Consider the following 24,056-nt stretch of genomic DNA (forward strand, 5'->3'; position numbering starts at 1 on the left):
ACCGGTTATACTGGTATGATAACCGGTACACTTTTATTCATTAAAATAATTTTGATTTTTTATTATTGATTGCTACACCATATATTTCAACACCTTCCAGCACGGTTTCCACTTTGTAGGCAGATGTTTCCGAATCATAAAAACAACGCATCAAACCAGATCTTACAGAGGAAGAAGGATCTGCACGGAATCCAAAATAAACAGAGCCGTCTTCCGGATCCAAAACCATCTGACAAATGTCGACATACTCACTGGTGCTACCTTCGCTATCAGAGACAAGCTCCTGTACGAGATAGTCCTTGATTTTATTTTGTAGTGGAGCTTCCCCCGCCGATTCATTAGGAATATCCGCCATCGGTATAGCATAAATGCCACTGGTTGCCCCTTCACGAACAGCAAAAAATACCATTTGGCGTTGTTCGTCGATAGCCAATGACTTAATAAATAATCCACCAGCCGTTATTCCACTTGCAGGAATATCAGAACCTCCTATATCCGAGTCTTTAAAACGGAATATTCCCAAGTTGTTATAGGTTTTAGGCCACCACCAGGTTCCATCGTTTAGTCGTGTGAACGAAGTATTCATAGCTCCCCAACCAAATCCCTTATCATAGTATCCTAATGAAGTGTTCTGTACAAAATAAGCATACTTATCATTGGTTATATCCATTTGCAGGTTTCGTTCAGTCAAAGCCAAACGGCGAATACCTGTATTTCTATCAGAATAATACAACATTTGCTGGCTTTCATTTATATACCCGAAATGTGGGTCATTAAAAGCTGTTCCCTGATTATTCGTCATCATCGTTTCTACAGTACTGCCATCTCTCGATATTACAGAGATCTTACCATCACCCAAATTTTCATCTACATCATCTATATAGCCGATTTGTTTTCCCGCATCCAGGACATAAAGCAGCGAATCTGAAAATAAAATATTAAAAGGATGTTGCCCGGATTTCACTCCCAGATCAAACGGATATACTTTTATATTCTCCGGAACATCTCGTATCAGCTTCAATGCATGTAAATTACCTTTTTTCACCGCATAATAAAGTGTTTTAACCTCCTCGGTATATCCTACAGGAATCTTAATCACTCCTTCCTGTAGGGCACGTCCACCCAGTCTCACCTTCAATACGACTTTTTGTGAACCTACATTCAAGAATTTCATTTTACCCGGATTTTCCTTATTGGAGGTGCTCAAAGGATTCATATTTTCATCAACTGTCCCTTCTGGAAACACCCACTCATATTCCACAGTCTTATTATCCGGATTCGGTAAGTCCACTGAAAGTTCCACAAAAGTTTTATTAACCTCACATATTCCGTCTATCTCACCCATCGATACTGTCGGAAATATATCGCTGATAAAAATTTTGTTCACCCTTTTCCCACCATTTTCAACGGTGAGAGATACATTATAATTTCCCGCCACTTCGTATTTATGGATTGGATTTTCTTCATTGGAAACAGGAGTGCCATCACCAAAATCCCAAGTACAGGCGCCTTTTACAACCGACGTGTTTGTAAACTGAATCTGAGATCCTACCAAATAATCAATTTTATAATCACCGATAACCTCGTACTTAAAGTTCACATCGTCACTCGGAAATGTTTCAATATCCGGATCATTCTCTACACAAGCATAACATATAAATGAAAATGCCAATATCAATATATATTTAAGATGTCTCATAGCTCAATCAATATTAAATAAGGTCTATTTCTTTTTTTTCTGAAACTCCTATATTACCAGCCTTATCAAAAACCTTATAAGCCGCATTCAGTTTATACGCTTTCAGATACTCCAATTTATAAATCATGTTACTCTTATCAAAAGTCAGTTCCTCAAAAGGTATTGCAAAATACTTCCCCTTTACATACTCTTTGGAATCATCTTTTATAAAATATTCCATCTGCTGACTATTTTCATCAAAAACCGAATCTGTACAGTTTCTAAACTCATCGGTAGTCATGACTTCTAAATCCACCATCAACTTTCTGAAATCAGAATATTTTTCTTGCTTTTCCAATTCAACATACAAATCACGCTGAAATACAGTTGCAAAAGTATCCGGAAACAACGTGGCATATTTTTCGGCATCGAACTCCGTTATTTCCGACCATTCTATCGGCTTCAAAGTGTTACTGGAAGGAAAAGAGGCCGTAGTCACATAGGCCCTTTTATCCGAATTCCAGAACTCTTCTTTAAACTCATAAGAAGCGATCTTTTGGAATTCACGAATCAAAGAAGTCACATCCACACTTTTGGTATACGTGAATGTCACACTCGGACAAGTTGCTTCAAGGGTTATATGTTCATTAACATCATACCATACCTCCATATGATCAATATCAATGTTTTCACTACTGTAAAATTGCGCTGTAAAGGCTACATTACTACCCGCAGATACCGTACTTGAAGGGATTTCCCAATAAGTAGTCGGGGTCACATGACCTATACTTGCCCAATCATCTACCGGATCATTCTTCTCACAGCTACAAATAACCATAGCCAAAAGAGGAAGTAATATCAATATTTCTTTCGTCTTCATTTCTGTATAATTTTATTATCCCAATTTCTATTTATGACTCCCGTTATTAATAGCCCAAATCATAGGTTTCTTCAACCACTCCGGATTTTTATAAGCACCTAAACGCTCCAGTTCTGCTCTATTATACTTTTCTTCTGTTTCCGGATCATAATTCAAACGCTGTATCCAGACATCAGCCAAAGTCCCATCCGGATTATAATCAATACACCAATACGGTTCATACAAATTATAGGGACGTTTAAGAGTCGGATAAATAGTAATGCCATCGTAAGTAATGCCATTCTTGTCATTGCTATAATTGTAGCGACGCATATCCGTCCAGATTTCCGGTTGTAAATACATACATACATATTTCTGACGCATAATATGTCCGATATTGAAATCCGTCTCCGGTAAATAAGCTACATCTTTCAGATAATTTCCTGTATACTTAGGATTACAATTAAAACGTTCGAAACTTTTTTCCACAGCTTTTACAGTCCATTCTCTGGAACCTGTTTTATCACCCTTCCAATACAACGCTTCTGCTTTTATCAACATCAATTCTTCCGTTAAAAATAAAGGTATATATCCGTCATTTTTGGTATAAGGATTTACTGTTTCATCAGTGGTATTCAATGGAGAAGCACAGTATAAATCCGGATAATGACTTTCTTTTGCAGAAGCATCCATACCTATATTGCATTCCAGATAGCGAAACGCCGTTCTTCCGTCAGCTCCTTTCCGAGGTTTCATCAAAGCCTCCATACGCGGATCTTTCGCATATCCGGTTCTGGGATTTACCGAAGCAAAAATTCCGAACATATCGTCCATCAAATACTTCGAAGGAATGGTTTTATCCAAATCATTCGAACGACTTTCCCAACCGCCAATCTTGGGTTTTGCAGGTCCCCATGGAGAATTTGCCTCTCCGACTCCTCCATCAAACTTATAAATCGGTTCTTCCCAATCTTCCGTTAAAGCAGCGTCTACAGCAGCAATAATTTTTTCACAAGCAGCCTGATTATTATCCCAATTAGGCAATTTACGAAGTAAAATACGCGCTTTTAATGCATATGTAAATTGTCTCCATTTCTTCAAATCACCCGAATAAATACGGTCCATCTGTCGGGTTATCGCAATATTGGCCGGATTCCCCGTAACAGCAGCATTGTTGTATTGGGCCAATAAATCGTCCACCTCTGTTAACATCCACTGATAAATAAATTCCTGCGTATCATACTTTGAAGCAGTTGCCTGATAGGCTTCCGTCAATGGCATATCACCAAAGGCATCTGTAGTCAGTTGAGTAGACATTAAACGAATGGTACGCCCTATCAAAGGAAAATTCGTATACCCTGCTTCTTCGGCAGAAGCAATCATTTCGTTAAAATTCACACCTATATCATAATAATGTCTGCGCCATTGAGGATGACGATTCATAGAAAGAAACTCCCATCCACCTTTATATGCCGTTGAGTTGACCTGGCTCCTGCCACCCGTGGTAAATGCCTGAGCCAAATACATATTATATTCTGCATGATCGTAGTTTGTCTGAGCAGCATAAAAAGTCAAAACAGGCAATATTAAATCGGCAGAGACACCAGACACCGTATCGTCACTCCTATTAACATCCAAGTAATCATCACAAGATGTGAATAAGATAGAAGTACACAAAAATGCATATATCAAATTACTAATTTTTTTCATAATTCCTATACAGTTTAAAAAGTTGCATTTATTGAGAAGTTAAAACTGCGGGTACTAGGCACAGCAAAATTATCAATACCCATACGACCCGTTCCACCACTTTTTCCCGCACTAATCTGAGGATCACATCCAGTATATTTAGTCATCAAGAAAAGGTTTCTGCCTGTTATAGAGAAACGCAATCCTTTTATTGCCGTATTTCTTAATAAAGGAGTAAAATCATATCCCAATGTCACATAACTCAAACGCAGATACGAACCGTCTTCAATAAAATTGGAACTTACTGCATAGAAATATGTATTCATTGTTGTCTGATCCAAAATAATAGGTTTGGTATTCTTTATGTAAGTACCATCCGACTGTTGGACAACCCCATTGACCACAACTTCTCGATTACGGTATTTTTCTGCGAAAGAGCTTTGCCCACTTGATAACAACGAGCGGGAGGTTACATTTACCACATCCCCTCCTTTACGACTATCCAAAAGGAAAGAAAGAGTAAAGTTTTTCCAACTGATATTGGAAGAAAGCCCCAACAAAAAATCCGGTTCGCGATCCCCAATAAGATTGCCTTTTACCGGGCTAATTATCGGATACCCGTCTGCCGTACAAACAACCTGGCCGTCAGGACTACGCATATAATCTTTTCCGGATATAGCTGTTGTAGAACCGTTTAAATAAGCAGTCGGAAATATATCGCCATATTGAGTTCCTTGTATTTCCACAATATCATCCGGTAGATTAGTAACTTTACCACGATTAAAACCAAAATTCAGATTCGCATACCATTGAAAATCACGGTTTCGCATTATTTCCTGGTTCCACTGGAGTTCTACCCCCTTATTTTGAATAGCCCCCTCATTACGTGTCTGCAAGATATTTCCTTGTGTCGGAGAAACCCGCACTGTCACAATCTGATTATCTACCTTTGTCTGATAATAAGCTAAATCAAATTTTGTCTTATCATTAAAAAAGCGTAAGTCCAGACCCACCTCCCAAGAACTGGCTAATTCAGGATCTAACCATTGTGCACGGCTTTTTGTCGGATCCACTCCGAACCCTTGATCCGGAAAAGAACCTTTAATAACAAATCTTTTATCAAAAGCATAAGGATTAGTGTCCTTACCGACTTGAGCCCAGTTTCCACGCAATTTTCCATAAGTAAAAAACTCATTGGAGATATGAAATAGTTCAGAGAAAATAACACCGGCAGTTACTGACGGATAAAAATAAGATTTTTCACTTAATGTCGAAGAATAATCATTTCTGGCAGTCCCACTGATATGTGCTATCCCTTTATAATCTAAACGGATTTCTCCAAAATACCCCAAATTACGCTTCAACGAATGATACAGCGTAGTATTTTTACCAATTTCTAACGGATCAAGATTAGATATACTTTCAAATCCAGAAACGATAAACCCGTCTCCCCCCGTCGCTAATTCAACAGATTTCCTTTCTTTCAATTCATAACCAGCCAGAAAATTAAGATTAAAATCTTTCGATAAATCCCATCTATATGTAGCCAAAGCTTGTACAGTTAATAATTGGCTACGGCTTTGAGAATAATCATACTCTCCAAAATAGGACAAAGGCACATTTTCTGAGTTTTCAAAATCTGTTTTTTTGAAACGGGCCGCTGTTTGAGATTCAGAGCTTGAATGGTTTTCATCAAAACTTACCCTACCACTCAATTCCAATCCTTTTATCGGAGTCCAGTTCACACTTCCCATCAATATATTACGCGTAGCATTACTTTCTCCATTATCTCTATACCGGCTCCATAACGGGCTTAATGCCACCGCCTGCTTTTCCGTATCAGTCAAACCTTCCATCGGATACAGCCATCTCGGAGTTCCATTTGGATTTTGATAAATACGAATATCATCATTAATCGGCCAATTATATACAGTAGACAATACATCTCCTGCTCCTCTCGATTTAGTTTTCATGATATTAGCCGACATATTAACCTTTAGATTTTTAGATATTTCATATGTACCTTTCAATAAAAAATTCATCCTGTCCTGATAATCATTCGGTACTACCCCTTCTGCCATTGAATAACTGGCAGAGGCATAAGCTGAAAACTTATCAGTTCCTCCGGAAACACTTACATCATATTTATGAGTAAGTCCTGTCTGAAAGAAATTCGACACATTATCATATATTTTTTCACCCGGTTGTATCATCGGCCCCCAGCCGCCAGTCGGTGTACCGGCCGACATTATGCCACGTCCACCAGGCACATAGGTTGTCTGTAATTTAGGTAATCGGAAAACATCCTCAAATTGCACGCTGGCATTAGCATTGACAGTAATTTTTCCTTCTTTCCCACTTTTGGTGGTAATCATAATAACGCCATTGGCTGCTTCCTGCCCATACAAAGCCGATGCAGCAGAACCTTTCAGCACTGTCATGTTCTCAATATCGGCCGGATTGATCTGTGATGCAACTCCTGCTCCAGAAACAGCTACACCATCAATAATCAATAATGGTTCATTAGACTGTCCGGCATTAATTGATGAAATACCACGAATCGTTATCTGCGAAGAAGCATTTGGAGAACCTCCTGAAGTGCTAACGCTCAAACCGGAAATCTTACCCTGCAAAGTATTTACAAAATTAGTATTAGCTCCTCCCATTATTTCCTCAGAATCCAAACTTTGCACAGCATAATTAAGTTTTTTCTTTTCAGCCTTAACCCCCATCGCCGTAACAACAACCTCATCCACCATTATTGAAGATGGTTTCATCACAACATTTACCACAGACTGTTTGCCAATTTTTACCTCATGTGTCTCCATACCTACATATGAAAATACTAAAGTTGAATTGTCAGGCGCTTTAATAGAATATTTTCCATCAATATCGGTAATTGTACCCAGGTTAGCATCTCCTTTCACCACTACAGAAGCCCCAATTACAGGCATCCCGTCCTCTGAAGAAGTCACTACCCCTGTAATCGTGTGCTGTGAATATGTAACCACAGCCGAAAAGAGAAAGAGTAGAACTAATAACTGTTTTTTCATAATATAATTAATTAATAATTTCATCTATGTCTATTCAATGTAACCAGATAAAATAAGCATCGGAAATAATTTCCCCCGCCCAGGTCGATGAGAGAGATATCCCTTTCATCATTTTCAGAAAGAGATATTTTTACTACTTCTTTATATCTGTCTTTATCTACCATAAAAGACTACGATTTAATAAGTTCTTAATTTACCGATTCCTCTAAACAAGGATTATAATAGAGAACGCCAATTAAGTATTATCTCTAAGGTTATTTATTATCAGACAGAGACCTTTTTTCATAAACTCCTCATTTCACTATTACCTCCATTTTCCAAGTTCTATCAGAACTTTGCTTTTTATCTATTAGCCAGGAATTGGTCAACATAGTTGGCTATTAATTGGAGGTAAGTTTTCATCAAACAAAGGCTTAAAAGAACTCTTTTGAAATAACTTCAAAGCAAAGATAAGAATTATTTTAATATCAGGAACATAAATTTGGTTTTATTTAGATTTATATCTATTAATTCACACGATCATTGATCTCCTTGTTACATTTTGATGAATAGTAGTTTTAGGTTAACATATTTATAAAGTTATAAATTAAATTTTTATCCATTTATCTCTTTATGGTTCTTCAATATTCATAGAATGAAATTCTATTAATCCGTCCATTGGCGTTTCTTCTATAATATCTAATTCTACTCCAAAGTCTCTGGCTACTTCTCTTAGAATTTCGGAATAGCTGTAGGCAACTGAACCGATAAAACGAATAGGATAATTTTTATAGTCATATTGACATACGCTACGGATGAAAAAGTTCTTTAGGTTATTCACTAATAACTCATAGACATATTCATTATCTAAATAGTCTGCAAGAAAATAGGAAATAGTAGCTAAAAAACGATTGGGAAATGGTAAATTATAAACTGATTCCATGGCATCATTAGCTGTAATACGGAATTTTTCATAAAAGTCGGTCGTAATATCTTTAGGGGCTAACCCTTTCAATACATCAGAAAGAAATAGTTTGCCTAAAACAGCTCCGCTTCCTTCATCACCTAAAATATAACCAGCAGCCTTTACATTTTTAACAATGATTTTGCCGTCATAAAAACAAGAGTTAGAACCTGTTCCCAAAATGCAAGCAATTCCGGCATCACATTTAAACAATCCGCGTGCCGCCGCCAATAAATCGCTTTCAACTTGGATAGGGGTTTTAAATTGCGCTACCAATGAAGCACCCAAAACATTCTTTTTTTCATAAGAGGTACATCCTGCACCATAATAATAAACTTGTTCCAACTTTCTTTTGAAGAAAGATTCAGGAAGGCCGAGTCTAACGCTCCTGCTTATTTCTCTTCTGGTCTGAAAAAAAGGATTCAAACCCTCTGTGAAAACCCTCTGTACGAGACGATTATCTTCAACCAGAGCCCACTCCGTTCTTGTAGAACCACTTTCCGCGATAAGTTTCATTTCCTGTTCTTTTTTTTGATTTGGATACAAATATATAATTTTTTTTGCAACACCCCTTGTTCTTCCGAAAGAAAATGTCTGTAAAGTCTCTTAAGGCCTTTTAGCTATTCTTGAAAGAAGCTATATATCATTTGGATTTCCTCCATAAGAATGAGGTGTATCCATGAAAAAATGTGTCTACTGTTATTTCAGATAATCTCTTTCCTAAAGTTTTTTATACTATACCGTCAGAGTAGCCAACCAGAATCGCACCTATCATTACTTATGTATTCTTTGTTTTATATCACAATACATTATTATAAATAATATATAAACAAGATACTTATAATGAGTATGTTATTGCGTGTTATGAAAATATTTGCAAAGACGAGGTTGATCGATTGGATATAACCTCACGTTCTGGTGTAAACATTAAATATACATATATTATTCTGATAAAGATTGAAAAATAGCGCTGTGCAATTTTATAATATTCAATCGGTATTCTTGACATATAAAACAAGTTGAGAACTGTTAATCAGGTATATTTTTACAACAATAGTATTCAGTTGATTCAAAAATAAAAGAAGTCTTTAGTTCTGATAGAACTTGGTAAACAGTCAATATCATTTCTTTTTGATAACACAAAGAATTGCAACACAAACAAAAGACTATTTTATAAAAACAGCAAAAAATATAAAAAAGAAATCACTCTATTTAACAAAAGCTAAATTAAAGTAATTGACATAGATAATTTAAAGATATAAGCAGAATAATCATGCTATACACCCTTCAAAAGTCTTTAATCATTTTCTGCAAATCACATACTACATTCACATATAACACATTAAGTTCATAAACAAATAATGATAGCAGAAAACAGTTATTAATCCCACCATTTCAACAAAGAAAAATTTATCAAAAACTATAATATCAATTACAGAGGAAATTTTTGGTAAAATATAAAAAACAGAAAATAATTTTCGATTAAGCAATCAAAATATATCACCATTACAACAATACAGACTAATTTATTTTTTATTTACATAATATTTAAACGGATTTCTTAATAGAAACACAGAAGGACAATAAATAAATGTAAATATTTAAAAACAAACAAATCACTACAAACAAAAAGGTATGCACGCAGCATTAGGTAATTATAGCATACAGAAAATAGGAGATGTAACAAATTGATAATCAGCACGCAGATATCATCACTATTTTCCTCGTAGACAAACCGCCCGTTCCTCGTAGACAAACCATCCATTCCTCTACGATGAACGGGCGGTTTGTCTACGAGGAAAGCACTTATTATTTATAATAATACACAATAAACAGAGAGAGGAAAACAATACCTTCATACTACATGTAAACTTATTGAAACAAAAACGAGAATCAGAAAAAGAGCAAAAACAACGTTTTTTACAAAGTTTCAAAAAATCATTTTTCAATACAAAATAAGTAAAAAAGAATCATAATATGCTAAAAACATTCACTAATAGTATAAAACACGTTAATTAAATTCCTAAAAATTTGTTTCTAATAATAAATTAATAAATATTTGAGAAGTAAGATGAGTAAAAGTAGCCTAAACATCCTTTGAAATAAACGGATGTATCTATTCCTCAACACCTATTTCGTCAAAAAGCATTAAGCTTAATATATAAAATACCATTTATTAACCTTTTAATTCTTTTAGATCATGAGAAAGTTTTTTCTATTGTTGCTACTTTACTTAGTCCAACAAGTTCATGCACAAGAAATCAGTGTAGTATCCGTGAAACAATTACCGAAATCAAGCATCGGTAAAAGCTATCATCCCAAATTCAGCCCTAATGGAGAATACCTACTTCTAACCTCTGATAATTATTCAGGGCTTAAAAAATTTGATTTGAAAAATGAGCAAGTATCCATTATCACCGAAGCTCCCAATGCAGGATACAACGTACAAATAAGTGCGGACGGGAATAACATTATCTATCGAGAGCAGTCATTCAACAAGCGAAACATGAGGGAGACCGCCCTGAAGAAGATAGACTTAACTAACAAAAAGGAAAACCAACTTATCTCTCCTACCCGAGACCTTCAATTACATAAGACCATAAATGGGAACCTTGTATATGTAAAAAACAATAAGTTATCAACCAAAAGAATATATGGAGAAAAAATAAAAACAGTACCGGATATTGTCAATATCGAAAATCGGCAATTGGTCTTATATCGGAACGGTGAACGTAAAGAGATCTCTCCCAACGGAAAAAACTGTAGCTATCTATGGCCTTCCATCTCGCCCGATGGAACAAAGTTATTATATAAAGTTGCCGGCAAAGGTACATTCATCTCCAATATCGACGGCAGCAGCCCGATTCGAATAGCTAATTTAAACGCCCCTGTCTGGCTCGGGAATGAATGGATTATAGGGATGAATGATAAAGATAACGGAGAACGAATCCTCTCTTCATCCATTGAAGCCGTTTCGATAGACGGACAAAAACATCAAACCCTCAGCGATCCTTCCACGATAGCCATGTTTCCGGCTGTCTCAACCGACAACTCATCTATCGCTTTCAATAGTGACAACGGAGATATTTACCTCATGAAAATCAATATCAAACAAAAAGCCAAATAAGATATGAAAACACTAAAGTCAATTATAATAGCCTGCTTATACATAATAATATGTACAGATGTAACTGCGAAAGATCTTACAGGGGTGAGAATCTATATCAATCCGGGACACGGAGGTTTCGATGCAGCCAACGACCGAAACGTAGTAACCATCCCTTATGCCGCCAATGATATAAACGGTTTTTGGGAATCTTCTTGCAGCCTGACAAAAGGATTAGCTCTCAGAGATATGCTGGAGGCTCACGGAGCAACCGTCATGATGTCACGTACAGAAAACAGAGATGAAGACGACCGGAATCTGACCGAGATTGCAGAAGAAGCCTCAGCAAACAGCATGGATGCATTTTTATCCATTCACAGCAATGCTGTAGGCGTAAACCAGGGCACTAATTACCTCTTGTTACTGTATCGCGGAACCGACGACGAACCGGATCCGGCATTAAGCAAACCAATGGCACAGGCGTGTTGGTCCAGGATGTATGACAACCCGCTCACCAACTGGACATATTATAGTACAACTAATATGAATGTACGTGGCGACTACTCGTTCTATGGCTACCATTTAGGCGTATTAAGAAACAATACCGTACCGGGCTTTCTTTCAGAAGGAGAATTTCACGACTACCTGCCGGAAACGCACCGACTGCTCAATGAAGATTATCGCAAATTAGAATCTGCACGTTTTTTCCGTTATTTCTGTGACTATTTTGAAGCAGATCAAGCATCAAAAGGAATACTTGCCGGTCTCGTAAAGAGTTCAAACGAACGTATCAATAATCCACTATATCTTTATAAAACAGGCACAAATGACCAATGGCTTCCCGTGAATAAAGCTAAAGTAGAACTATTCGACAACAACGGTACACTCATCGACTCTTACGTAACCGACGAGTGTTACAACGGGTTTTATAGTTTCTTTGACTTAGAGCCAGGAAAATACAAACTAAAAATAACAGCAGAAAACTATGCAGCAGCAGATATAGAAACTGAAGTAAAAGCCGGAGAGACTACATCTTTAATAACGCAAATTGAAAACAAAAACGTAGTCACCGAAAAAGAAGTGCCAGCAGATTATCCGGAGCCGGATCAAGAAGCAGGAACCGTAGCCATGCCTTTCTACAAAACTCAGGAAATTTCAAAAAATACCTTCGAATGGCTTCAAGACAAAAATATCCGAAAAAGCCTGTTACACAACAAGAAGCTATATATCCTTACCACTGAACCCAAAATCTATATAGCCGATCCAAATACCGGTGATTTGATTTCCGAGCTAAAACTTACCGGCATCGAAGGAGGGATTCTACCAATAAGCGATATCGCATTTTCTGCCGACGGATACCTGATGGCTTGTAATAAAAACATCGTTACTCTACCGGCAGACGGAGAGAAGTTTAAAGTTTACACATGGAATGACGACGAGTCAGATCCCATACTCTTCTTCGAAACCACTCAGCAAGGAAACTTCTCAGCCTCTACCATTGGAGAAACCTTTGCCATCAGCGGTCCACGTTGGAAATGTAACATATACACGCCGGCCATCACCACAGGCACCTCAAAACAAATCCGTATAGTAGGCTATCAGATAGACGAGGAACTGCCGAACATAATTGGTTATAAATACATGATGGATACCACCAAATACACAGAAGCTCTTTGGGGAGAAACGTTCACTTTCACGATCTCGCCTCTCGGAACAGACCGTCTCATCATAGATAGTGAAAAATTAATGCCAACAGAATTCGGATTTGACTGGACGGCTGCCGACCGTAGTCCTTTAACCGAACACGGCGCAATAAACGAAGGAATCCTTTCCCCTCAAGCCAAAGGTGCTAATTTCTTCCAATATGCACGGCATTCTTTCATGATATCACCCGATTGTAGTGCCGACCACAGCCACGTAAGTGCGATTCTATTTGACATAACCGATGGGCTGGACAAGGCTGTTAAAATATCAGAAAAGATGCCAGATGACGGTTTAAGTGAAAATGCCGTACCCTACATGATGGCAGCAGGAATTGTTAACGGATACGATATCGATCTTTATCTTTATGCACAAAACGCAGGCATAGCCCGTTATCAAACTATCACCACCACCGCTACGGCCAACATCTATGCTTCCGGACTTCAATTGGAAAGCACCGGACAAGAATATAAATTCAGTTTCATCCTTAACGAAAATGCGAATGAAGTATTTATTGAATTTGTCAGTGGCGAAAAGATATTAAAATCATATAGCGCAGGTACTCTATCCAAAGGTAACCATACGGTTTCAATGACAAAAGCGGAAATTCCTGCCGGCAAAGATATGCATTGGCAGATTAAAGCGACCGCCGAAAGTGTTGCCCGTCCGGTAAAAATGACTGGAGATGAAGAAACTCTTAAATTCTATAATGCATATGGAGTTGCCATAGACAACAATCCGGAAAGCCCTTACTTCGGCCGTATATACGTGGCAAGTAGTAAAGGAGGCACTTCAGCCGGGCGAACCACCGACCAAGGTATCTACATAATGGATCCGTTGTTCGGAGACATCACAAATCAATCCAACAAAGCTTATGACGGCGGAATAACCTGGAGTAGCAGCAATAGCCCGTTCCGTCTGGCCATAGCACCGGATGGCAGGGTATTTATGTGCGATTTCAGTGACGGTAATTCCGGTATCTATGTTATGGATCCGTCTAAGCCGAATGAAAAATTCATCAGCCTGTTCGAAGGGCTTACCAGAGATACGAACGGACTTGCCAGCAATACAAACAACGAACCCGTACACGGCTCTTCCTCCTCTTGCTACGTGACGGGAAGCGGCGAAAACACAATATTATATACTTTTGATGAAGATTATAAGGTGGATGGTAAAGCAGGAAATATACTACAATACAACATTGGAACAACTACCCACTGGACAGAAGCACCCAGCATCGCATTCAACAATGCGGCTACCGGCGGATATCAAGCTAATATGAATTCAACGATTCTCCCCGACGGACGCGGTGGTTGGTGGATCTCTCAATACCGGGCAGCCGATGAAGCAGCCGTTCCTTCTCTGATCCACTATAACGGCACCCAAGTAGATTTTGTATCTGGTAAAACAGATCCTACGATCATCGAGAATTCCCGGAATGGCGGTATGGCTATCAGCCTTGACGGAACCCGCATCGCCATGGGATGCAACAACGAAATAAAAATACTGGGTATCAGTTATAACGAAGAAGGAATACCTTCCATCAAACGCCTCCACTCCATAAAACCAGGAATCGGAGCTAACTCCAATAGCCTGGCATTCGACTGGGGAGGCAATGTATATCTAATCTCCAATTCCGGAGAACGCTTGGGAATGTGGGCCTTACCTAAAGCAGACAACACTTCTGTCACACCCGCACCATCTTCTCAAACCATCTCTAAAGAGATAGGTACCGTTGTAAATCTCGAAGCTACCGCCGCACCCGAAGGTATATCCTTATCATGGGAAGAGCCCGAAGGTTCTGTAGGAACTCCGGAATACAATATATACCGTGGTTCAGAATTAATAACCACAGTAACCGGAACCACTTACACAGACGAAATCTCGGAAGATGGTGAATACTCATACAGTGTAACTGCCGTATATGGAACTTACGAAACAGAAAAAGCAACCGTTTCTATCAAAATAACCGGAATAGAAGAATCGACGATGGCCACTTCCATCTATCCTAATCCGACAGACGGACCGGTAAACATCGAATCAGAAGAAACCATTCATTCTATCCAGGTATTCGACATAAACGGGCGAACCATTCTGAATATGAACAATTTGAATACAAATAAAGAAACAATCAACCTTTACGAACAGTCCGGCGGAGTTTATATCATCAAAATAAACGGCATGACTTACCGAATCATTCGTAAATAAAAGCATGCGAAACCGATAAACGAGTCATTGCAAATTAATAATAAGCTGACAAGAGACCATAAAGAAAATATTACCGGTCCCTTGTCAGCTCACAAAACAAAGTATCGAACAATGGAGTACACAGCTATTTTCCTATTGCCATCAGGTGAAGTATAAGTATATACTTTACATATACAAAAGTGTATACTCTTACATCATAAAAGTATATACTCTTGGCACACAAAAGTACATACTCTTATAATCACCTATTAATCAAATGAATATAGAAGTAAAATAGGACATTCAAGTCCCATGTATTCAGCCGGATATATATTTACACCTGTTTACCACACACCTTTAAACGTGTAAATACAAGTTTGCAAATTATTGATTATAATTCTAAAAATAAAAAAATATATGTTTCTAATATTAAATCATATATTATCTTTGCAGATAAAGAACTTCCCCTTATATAATACATTATGAAAAAAATTCTACTTATAGTCATTTTAACATGCATCACTTTCTATTGTCAGGCAAATCAGAACCGGGTGATTGTAGGTGCAGAGCAAACAAACGTTTATCTCCCCTTATTGAAAAATAAGCGAATAGCTATTTTTTCCAATCATACCGGTATGATCGGAAATAAGCACTTACTGGACGTGTTGTTGGAGAATAAGATAAATGTAGTAGCCATATTCTCTCCCGAACACGGGTTTCGTGGTAACGCAGATGCCGGAGAACACGTTTCAAGCTCGGTGGATTCGAAAACCGGCGTGCCCATCCTCTCGTTATACGATGGTAAATTAGGTAGGCCCAGTGAAGAATCGATGCGGAAATTCGACCTGCTGATAGTCGACATACAAGATGTAGGATTAAGATTTTATACCTACTATGCATCCATGGTCCGCTTGATGGATGCATGTGCAGAGTATAACCGCAAAATGTTGATACTGGATCGTCCTAATCCGAACGGTCACTATGTAGACGGCCCCATCTTAGACATGAAATACAAATCAAGCGTCGGATGGCTTCCCATTCCGATAGTACACGGCATGACATTAGGAGAACTGGCATTAATGGTTAATGGCGAACGGTGGTTGCCGGCTTCACGCATTTGTGATATAACAGTCATAAAATGCAAGAACTATACACACCAGACAATGTATGAATTGCCGATCCCTCCCTCCCCTAACCTGCCGAATATGAAAGCTGTGTACCTTTATCCTTCTACCTGCTACTTCGAGGCAACTCCCGTCAGTCTGGGTAGGGGGACACGGCTTCCTTTTCAAATATACGGACACCCTAATATGTTAGGATATGATTACACCTTCACACCACAAAGTATACCGGGTGCAAAAAATCCTCCCCAACTCAACAGAATTTGCCACGGTGTGAATTTAAGTGAACTGAGCAATGAAGAAATATGGAAAAAAGGAGTAGATTTGAGTTATCTTATCGATGCCTACCGGAATCTGAATATGGACGATTACTTTTTCCGGCCGTTTTTCGAGCTGTTGACAGGTAGAGATTATGTACGAAAATGATAAAACAAGGTAAAAATGCGGATGAGATCAAAGCGATGTGGAAAGAAGATGTAGAGAAATTCAAGATACAACGCAAGCCTTACCTTATATATGAAGAATGACCGGTTCTTTCCTGTTGATGAATTACAAATTATTAAATTATAAATGACCGCATGACTCCAGTTTCTATTTTAATCACAATCGTGGCGTATTTCATTATCCTGTTTACGGTTTCATACATCGCAGGCAGAAAGGCCGATAATGAAGGTTTTTTCGTTGGGAACCGTAAATCGGCCTGGTATGTAGTGGCTTTTGCCATGATCGGCTCCAGTATATCCGGAGTGACATTCGTTTCCGTTCCGGGTATGGTAGCGGCAAGCGGATTCTCCTATTTGCAGATGGTACTCGGTTTCGTCGCAGGGCAAATCATTATCGCCTTTGTTTTGATACCGCTTTTCTACCGGATGAATTTAGTATCCATTTATGAGTATCTGGAGAACCGGTTCGGTCTGTCTTCTTACAAGACCGGTGCATGGTTCTTTTTCATCTCAAAAATGTTAGGAGCAGCCGTGCGGTTATTCCTTGTTTGCCTTACACTACAACTGTTGGTATTCGAGCCTTTCCACCTGCCGTTTATTCTTAATGTCATCATTACCGTAGCTCTTGTCTGGCTATACACTTTCCGTGGCGGTGTAAAATCACTGATATGGACCGATTCCCTGAAAACGTTCTGTCTGGTAGTATCCGTAGTTCTATGTATCTATTATATCGCTTCCGATCTTAAGTTAGGTTTCGGAAGTATGATAGCCACCATCTCCGAGAATGATTTTTCCCGCATGTTCTTTTTCGATGATGTGAATGATAAGCGCTACTTCTTCAAGCAATTCCTGGCGGGAGTGTTCACAATGATCGCTATGACCGGACTGGATCAGGACATGATGCAACGCAATTTAAGCTGTAAAAATTTTAAGGATTCACAGAAGAATATGATTACCAGCGGTATTTCCCAATTCTTCGTCATCCTGTTATTTCTCATGTTAGGAGTGTTATTATACACATTTACCGCACAACACGGAATTGAAAACCCCGAGAAAAGCGACGAATTATTCCCGATGATAGCTACCGGTGATTATTTCCCGGCCATAGTGGGCGTACTGTTTATTATCGGACTGATTTCATCTGCTTATTCGGCAGCCGGTTCGGCTCTGACCGCCTTGACAACTTCTTTTACAGTAGACATATTAGGAGCAAAAAACAAAGCAGAAAATGAATTGGTAAAGATACGCAAACGTGTACATATCGGCATGGCCATCATCATGGGCATTGTCATCTTCGTGTTCAATCAATTGAATAACACCAGCGTAATCGATGCTGTCTACATCTTGGCCAGTTACACCTACGGACCTATTTTAGGACTTTTTGCTTTTGGCATTTTCACAAAAAAACAGGTACGCGATAAATATATCCCCATAGTAGCCATTGTTTCTCCCATCCTCTGCTTTATCCTGCAAGAAAATTCGGAGAAGTGGTTTAACGGATATCAGTTCAGTTATGAGTTACTGATATTCAATGCATTGTTCACTTTTATAGGTCTTTGCCTGCTTATTAAAAAGAAAAAATAATTTTTTAATCAGATAATCAAGTATTACGCCGTATGAATAAGAAAATATATACCGGTATTCTATTTTTGTTCGCTGTATTAACCGGCATCCGGGCGCAGATCGGGGAGCACTTTCGTTTTGCTCTCCTGACAGACATTCATGTCACCCAAAAAGGAACCGCCTTTGACGATCTCCAAAACTCCATTCACCAAGTGAACAGAACGCAAGATATCGACTTCGTACTGGTAACGGGTGACATCACAGAAGAGGGTGACCGTGCTTCCATGCAAAGAGTGAAAGCAGCTCTCGGCCAATTAAAAGTCAAATATTATATCATTCCCGGAAATCATGAAACAAAATGGAGCGAAAGCGGAGTGACGGATTTCGGGCATATTTTTGGCGGAGAACGTTTCAAATTCGAACATAAAGGCTTTCTCTTTTTAGGATTCAATTCCGGACCATTAATGCGTATGGCCGATGGTCATGTCGTTCCGCAAGACATCACCTGGCTTAAGAAAGAATTGAAAGAGGCCGGAAAAGAGAAACCCGTATTTCTGGTCACTCACTATCCGATGCTAAAAGGCGATGTGGATAATTGGTACGACGTAACAGACGCTGTGCGCCCTTATAACATCCGCGCTTTTCTGGGCGGGCATTACCATCTCAACAAATTCTTCTCATACGATGGTATTCCCGGAATCATCAACCGTTCCAATCTGCGTGGAAAAGAAGCAATTGGTGGGTACAACATTTATGAAATCACCCCGGATTCCCTTCTTGTCTATGAACAGAAAATTGGTAAGGAGCCTCAAAAGTGGTGCTCGCTCTCATTAGTCCACTCATATTATGACAAAAAAGGAGCAACAGACAAATATCCCGATTACTCCGTAAACAAAGAGTATCCGCAAGTAAAAGAAAAATGGTTAGTACAAACCGGTATCGGTATTTATTGCTCACCGGCAATAGCCGATAAGCAAGTTTTTGTAGGTGATGATATGGGCTTTCTGACCTCCTATAGCCTTCAAAAAGGGAAAAAACAATGGAGTTTCCATTCCGGCAACCGTATAGTAGGAACACCGGCGGTAGCCGACGGCATAGTCGTATTCGGCTCAGCCGATAAGAAGATTTACGCGTTGAACGCAAACAATGGAGAATTACGCTGGGAAGTAGAAGCCCAAGAACCAGTCCTGGGTGCTGTGACCATTGATAACGGAATAGTTTATATAGGGGCCAGCGATCATACATTCCGCGCTATCGATCTCTATACCGGAAAAATCAAATGGACATACACAGGTGTAAAAGGTTATATAGAAACCCGCCCTCTGATTGAAGAAGACAAGGTGATTTTTGGAGCATGGGATAACACACTCTACGCCCTCAACAAGAATACCGGAGAAGAACTGTGGAAATGGACAGGCGGATTAACCCGTATGCATTTCTCTCCTGCAACAGTATGGCCGGTAGCCGCTAATGGCAAAGTATTCATTACTGACCCGCAACGTGCCATGACTGCCATCGATTTGGCAACAGGAGAGACCATATGGCGTACTTACCAGTCTACCGTACGCGAAACAATCGGATTGTCTGCCGATAAAAAACGGGTATACAGTAAGACAATGAATGACAGCATCGTCTGCTACTCTACCCTAGGAGACAAGCCACACCAGTTATGGAGCTCCAATGTCGGCTTTGGTTATGAGCATGCTCCTTCCATGCAAGTCGAAAAAGACGGAGTAATGTTCGGCAGTACGAAAGGAGGGCTTATCTTTGCACTGGAGCCATTAACAGGCAAAGTTCTATGGAAGTACAAAATCGGTAACTCTCTGATTAATACCGTCGTCCCTATCAATCGCCATCAGGTATTATTCACGGCTACCAGTGGAGAAACCGGACTGTTAGAGTGGAAAGAACCAAAAGAATAAGAAAAATAAAAATATATAAAACTGAAATATGAAAACTACAATTAATTGCTTCATCCCTTTTGCAGATGCAGCACAGGCCGAAAAGACAATACAGGGTTTGAAATCGTCAAACCTGGTAAAAGATATATATTTGTTAGTAACGGAAGACACGGAAGTTCCTCTCCAGGGATGCCGGATTCTGCACGTGCCGGCACTCAATTCCACTGCAACCATGCGCATAATAGCTGCCCACTCCGATGCCGACTACACACTGTTTTATACTAAGTACACTACACTAAAACTGGGCATGTTTGCCCTCGAACGCATGACCCGCATTGCAGAAGACAGTGTTGCCGGCATGGTATACGCCGACCATTACCAAGTATCAGAAGGGATTCAAAAAAATGCTCCTGTAATAGATTACCAGTTTGGCAGTCTTCGCGATGATTTCAACTTCGGATCGGTTTTGCTATACAAGGCAAGTGCCCTGCAAGAAGCCGTCACCCGAATGAAAACCGACTATCAATTTGCCGGCCTGTATGACCTGCGGCTTAAACTCTCGCAAAAGGAATCGCTGGTTCACATCAACGAGTATCTCTATTCGGAAATAGAAAACGATACCCGAAAAAGCGGTGAAAAAATATTCGATTATGTAGACCCCAAAAATCGAGGAGTACAAATAGAGATGGAACAAGCTTGCACAGAACATCTGAAAGAGATAGGCGGCTATCTGGCTCCTACCTTCAAAAAGATCGAATTCGATGCCACCGATTTTGAATATGAAGCTTCTGTCATTATTCCGGTACGCAATCGCATCCGTACCATCAAGGATGCCATCCGTTCGGTATTAAACCAAAAAACGGATTTCAAATTCAACCTCATCGTCATCGACAACCACTCTACTGACGGTACAACAGATGCGATCCGTGAATTTGCATCCGACGACCGTCTCATTCACATCCTGCCCGAACGCAATGACTTAGGTATTGGCGGGTGTTGGAATCTCGGAGTGCATCATGATAAATGTGGAAAATTCGCCGTACAATTGGATAGTGACGATGTATACAAGGACGAAAACACCCTAAAAACAATGGTTAATGCGTTCTATGAACAAAACTGTGCAATGGTGGTAGGTACCTATATGATGACGGATTTCCACATGAATATGATTGCTCCGGGCATCATCGACCATAAAGAATGGACTCCCGAAAACGGACGCAACAATGCCCTGCGTATCAATGGGCTGGGTGCTCCACGTGCTTTTTACACACCGGTATTACGAGAAATCAAAGTCCCCAACACCAGCTATGGAGAAGATTATGCTCTCGGACTCAATTTCTCCCGCCGGTACCAGATAGGCCGTGTTTACGAGGTAGTATATTTATGCCGCCGTTGGGACGATAATTCCGACGCTTCATTGGACATTATAAAAATGAACGGACACAACCTGTATAAAGACCGTATCCGCACTTGGGAATTACAGGCCCGCATTGCCATGAACCGTCATCAAATGTAAGGACAAAGATGGATACAAAACAGAAAATAGAACGGTTGCTAACCGACCAGCTTTCTGCATGGGAGTTGGCCGGAAACAATTATGCAGCATTAACCCGGATTAAAGTCAAAGACCTAAATGTAAACGGGATGCACTATAAAGTACAATTTAATCCTGCACGCATTGTCTCTTCGGCAGCCAAAGTAGATGCCCAATCCATACAAGAACGGAAATGTTTTCTTTGCCCCGCCAACCTCCCTGCCATGCAGAGAGGGATTCCATTCAAAGATAATTATCAGATACTGATTAACCCGTTTCCGATTTTCCCGAAGCACCTTACTGTTCCGGCTTTAGAACACGTGGACCAACGTATAAAAAAACGTTTTGGAGACATGCTCGATCTGGCGGCTATTGCCGAAGATTACATCGTTTTTTATAACGGTCCGAAATGTGGTGCTTCCGCTCCCGACCATGCTCATTTTCAAGCTGGCAATAAAGGTTTTCTCCCTCTTGAACAAGAATGGAGGAATAAGAAAGCCGGAAAGATTGTCACCTACAGGACAGCGTCTCTTTCTTATCTGGATGATGCTCCACGAACCACTCTGGTTATAGAAACCGGAAACCGGGAAGACGCCATCGCACTATTCAACCTTGTATACAACGCAATGGAACTCAAACCGGGAGAAGACGAACCCATGATGAACATTCTTGCATGGACAGAAAACAGCCAATGGATTGTTTGCATTTTTCCACGCGCCAAGCACCGCCCGTCCTGCTATGCGGCAGCAGGAGACGCCAATATCCTCATCAGTCCGGCATCCGTAGATATGGGAGGCGTATTCATCACCCCGCAGGAAAAAGACTTTGAAAAGCTAACGGCAACAGACATTATGTCTATACTCGGAGAAGTCTGTCTGGACACAGATGAGTTTCGTAAACTAAGACAACGCATAAAAGAACAATTATGAGAGAGCCCAAAGTACATGTCGGCATCCTGTCCGAAACAAAAATAGAATTTATTTTTCCGGATACTTATCGTGTCAACGAAGAAGAAGTATCCGGAAAACAACTTGTCCTTTTTGATAATGGTAAGATTCTCTGGAAAAACAACCGTTACGATGAATTGCTGTTTGAATCCTTGCGGGAAGAGACTGACTCTTTCGAATTATTAGATGTAACGATCGGCATCAATTTCCATTGGGAACGCAAGGAGAACCAACGTTTTCACGGAGCACTGAAATTTATTGTAGAAGATGAAAAGATAACCGGTATCAATGTCATCCATGTAGAAGATTATTTAACCAGTGTCATCTCTTCGGAAATGAGCGCAACCGCTTCTTTGGAACTGCTGAAAGCCCATGCAGTCATTTCGCGCAGTTGGTTACTTTATCAGTTGAAAGTTGAAAGTGGAAAGTGGAAAGTTGCTATGCAGCATAATAACGCAGCCAACTCTCAACTAAATAAGGACTCTCAACTTTCAACTTTCAACTTTCAACTAATAAAGTGGTACGACCGGGAAGACCATATGCACTTTGACGTATGCGCCGATGATCATTGTCAACGCTACCAAGGAATCACCCGGGCAAGCACTGAAATGGTAGAGCAAGCCATCCAAGCTACCCGGGGACAGGTATTAACATCCGAAAATAAAATCTGCGATGCGCGCTTCTCTAAATGTTGCGGAGGGGCCTTCGAAGAATTTCAATACTGCTGGGAAGACGTAAAACACCCCTATCTTGTCAAACAACGAGACAGTAAAAAAGCGACCTTCCTACCCGATCTACGTATCCATTCAGAAGCAGAGAAGTGGATACGGACCTCTCCTGATGCATTCTGTAATACGAAAGAAAAGAGAATGCTCAGTCAGGTATTGAACAACTACGATCAGGAAACTACCGATTTTTACCGCTGGAAAGTAGAATATACACAGGAAGAACTGGCCAAACTTATTTTCCAACGTTCCGGCATCGACTATGGGCAGGTTATAGATTTGATCCCTATAGAACGCGGCACATCCGCCCGTATCTCAAAGTTAAAAATCATAGGAACGAAAAAGACGCTCATCATCGGTAAGGAACTGGAAATCCGGAGAACCCTGTCTCCTTCCCACTTATACAGTTCGGCATTCGTTGTGGACAAAACAGAGGTAAAAAATGGTATTCCCGGAAAATTCATTCTCACAGGTGCCGGTTGGGGACATGGTGTAGGGCTCTGCCAGATCGGTGCCGCCGTAATGGGCGAACAAGGTTATGCTTACGATGAAATATTGTTGCACTATTACATCGGTGCCGCTATCGAGAAATTATATTAAATATAT

General features: G+C 39.8%; 12 protein-coding genes and 1 pseudogene. 8 read left to right on the forward strand and 5 right to left on the reverse strand.

Translation table 11 applies throughout. The features are described from left to right. Window positions 1–40 precede the first annotated feature (40 nt). The 5 genes from HMPREF1532_RS07130 to HMPREF1532_RS07150 form a co-directional block, all read right to left on the reverse strand. On the reverse strand, window positions 41–1,699 hold the full coding sequence (locus HMPREF1532_RS07130) for a PKD domain-containing protein (protein ID WP_005926930.1): 1,659 nt from the start codon (window positions 1,697–1,699) through the stop codon (window positions 41–43). 13 nt (window positions 1,700–1,712) lie between these two features. Further along, a complete protein-coding gene (locus tag HMPREF1532_RS07135; protein ID WP_005926933.1) occupies window positions 1,713–2,558 on the reverse strand; it encodes a hypothetical protein in 846 nt (281 codons plus the stop codon). 27 nt (window positions 2,559–2,585) lie between these two features. Then, complete coding sequence (locus tag HMPREF1532_RS07140; RefSeq protein WP_005926935.1) at window positions 2,586–4,247, reverse strand: SusD/RagB family nutrient-binding outer membrane lipoprotein; 1,662 nt, start codon at window positions 4,245–4,247, stop codon at window positions 2,586–2,588. Between the two features lie 14 nt (window positions 4,248–4,261). Then, window positions 4,262–7,279, reverse strand: coding sequence for a SusC/RagA family TonB-linked outer membrane protein (locus HMPREF1532_RS07145; protein WP_005926938.1), 3,018 nt, complete (start codon window positions 7,277–7,279; stop codon window positions 4,262–4,264). A gap of 610 nt (window positions 7,280–7,889) precedes the next feature. Continuing rightward, window positions 7,890–8,738: a hypothetical protein gene (locus tag HMPREF1532_RS07150; protein ID WP_005926944.1), complete on the reverse strand. Its 849-nt coding sequence runs from the start codon at window positions 8,736–8,738 to the stop codon at window positions 7,890–7,892. A 1,684-nt stretch (window positions 8,739–10,422) separates the two neighbouring features. On the opposite strand from HMPREF1532_RS07150, the gene HMPREF1532_RS07155 reads away from it, so the two are divergent. The 8 genes and pseudogenes from HMPREF1532_RS07155 to HMPREF1532_RS07190 all read left to right on the forward strand — a co-directional run bounded on the left by HMPREF1532_RS07155 (window position 10,423) and on the right by HMPREF1532_RS07190 (window position 24,050). Next, entirely contained in the window at window positions 10,423–11,349 is a 927-nt protein-coding gene (locus tag HMPREF1532_RS07155; protein ID WP_005926947.1) for a TolB-like translocation protein, read from the forward strand. Window positions 11,350–11,352: 3 nt separating this feature from the next. Continuing rightward, window positions 11,353–15,237 carry a T9SS type A sorting domain-containing protein gene (locus HMPREF1532_RS07160; protein WP_005926950.1) on the forward strand — a complete coding sequence of 1,295 codons (3,885 nt, stop codon included), beginning with the start codon at window positions 11,353–11,355 and terminating at the stop codon, window positions 15,235–15,237. A gap of 461 nt (window positions 15,238–15,698) precedes the next feature. Next, window positions 15,699–16,864 (forward strand): annotated as a pseudogene (locus HMPREF1532_RS07165) (exo-beta-N-acetylmuramidase NamZ family protein). A 51-nt stretch (window positions 16,865–16,915) separates the two neighbouring features. Next, on the forward strand, window positions 16,916–18,364 hold the full coding sequence (locus HMPREF1532_RS07170) for a sodium:solute symporter (protein ID WP_005926958.1): 1,449 nt from the start codon (window positions 16,916–16,918) through the stop codon (window positions 18,362–18,364). Between the two features lie 32 nt (window positions 18,365–18,396). Beyond that, window positions 18,397–20,265 carry an outer membrane protein assembly factor BamB family protein gene (locus tag HMPREF1532_RS07175; protein ID WP_005926961.1) on the forward strand — a complete coding sequence of 623 codons (1,869 nt, stop codon included), beginning with the start codon at window positions 18,397–18,399 and terminating at the stop codon, window positions 20,263–20,265. Window positions 20,266–20,293: 28 nt separating this feature from the next. After that, window positions 20,294–21,760: a glycosyltransferase family 2 protein gene (locus tag HMPREF1532_RS07180; protein WP_005926963.1), complete on the forward strand. Its 1,467-nt coding sequence runs from the start codon at window positions 20,294–20,296 to the stop codon at window positions 21,758–21,760. Between the two features lie 8 nt (window positions 21,761–21,768). Next, window positions 21,769–22,707 (forward strand): DUF4922 domain-containing protein, encoded by a 939-nt coding sequence (locus HMPREF1532_RS07185; RefSeq protein WP_005926965.1) that lies wholly within the window; start codon window positions 21,769–21,771, stop codon window positions 22,705–22,707. Continuing rightward, complete coding sequence (locus tag HMPREF1532_RS07190; RefSeq protein WP_005926968.1) at window positions 22,704–24,050, forward strand: SpoIID/LytB domain-containing protein; 1,347 nt, start codon at window positions 22,704–22,706, stop codon at window positions 24,048–24,050. Before HMPREF1532_RS07185 ends, HMPREF1532_RS07190 begins: the two co-directional genes overlap by 4 nt. Window positions 24,051–24,056 lie beyond the last annotated feature (6 nt).

It is taken from the genome of Bacteroides salyersiae WAL 10018 = DSM 18765 = JCM 12988, assembly GCF_000381365.1.
Taxonomy (GTDB): Bacteria; Bacteroidota; Bacteroidia; order Bacteroidales; family Bacteroidaceae; genus Bacteroides; species Bacteroides salyersiae.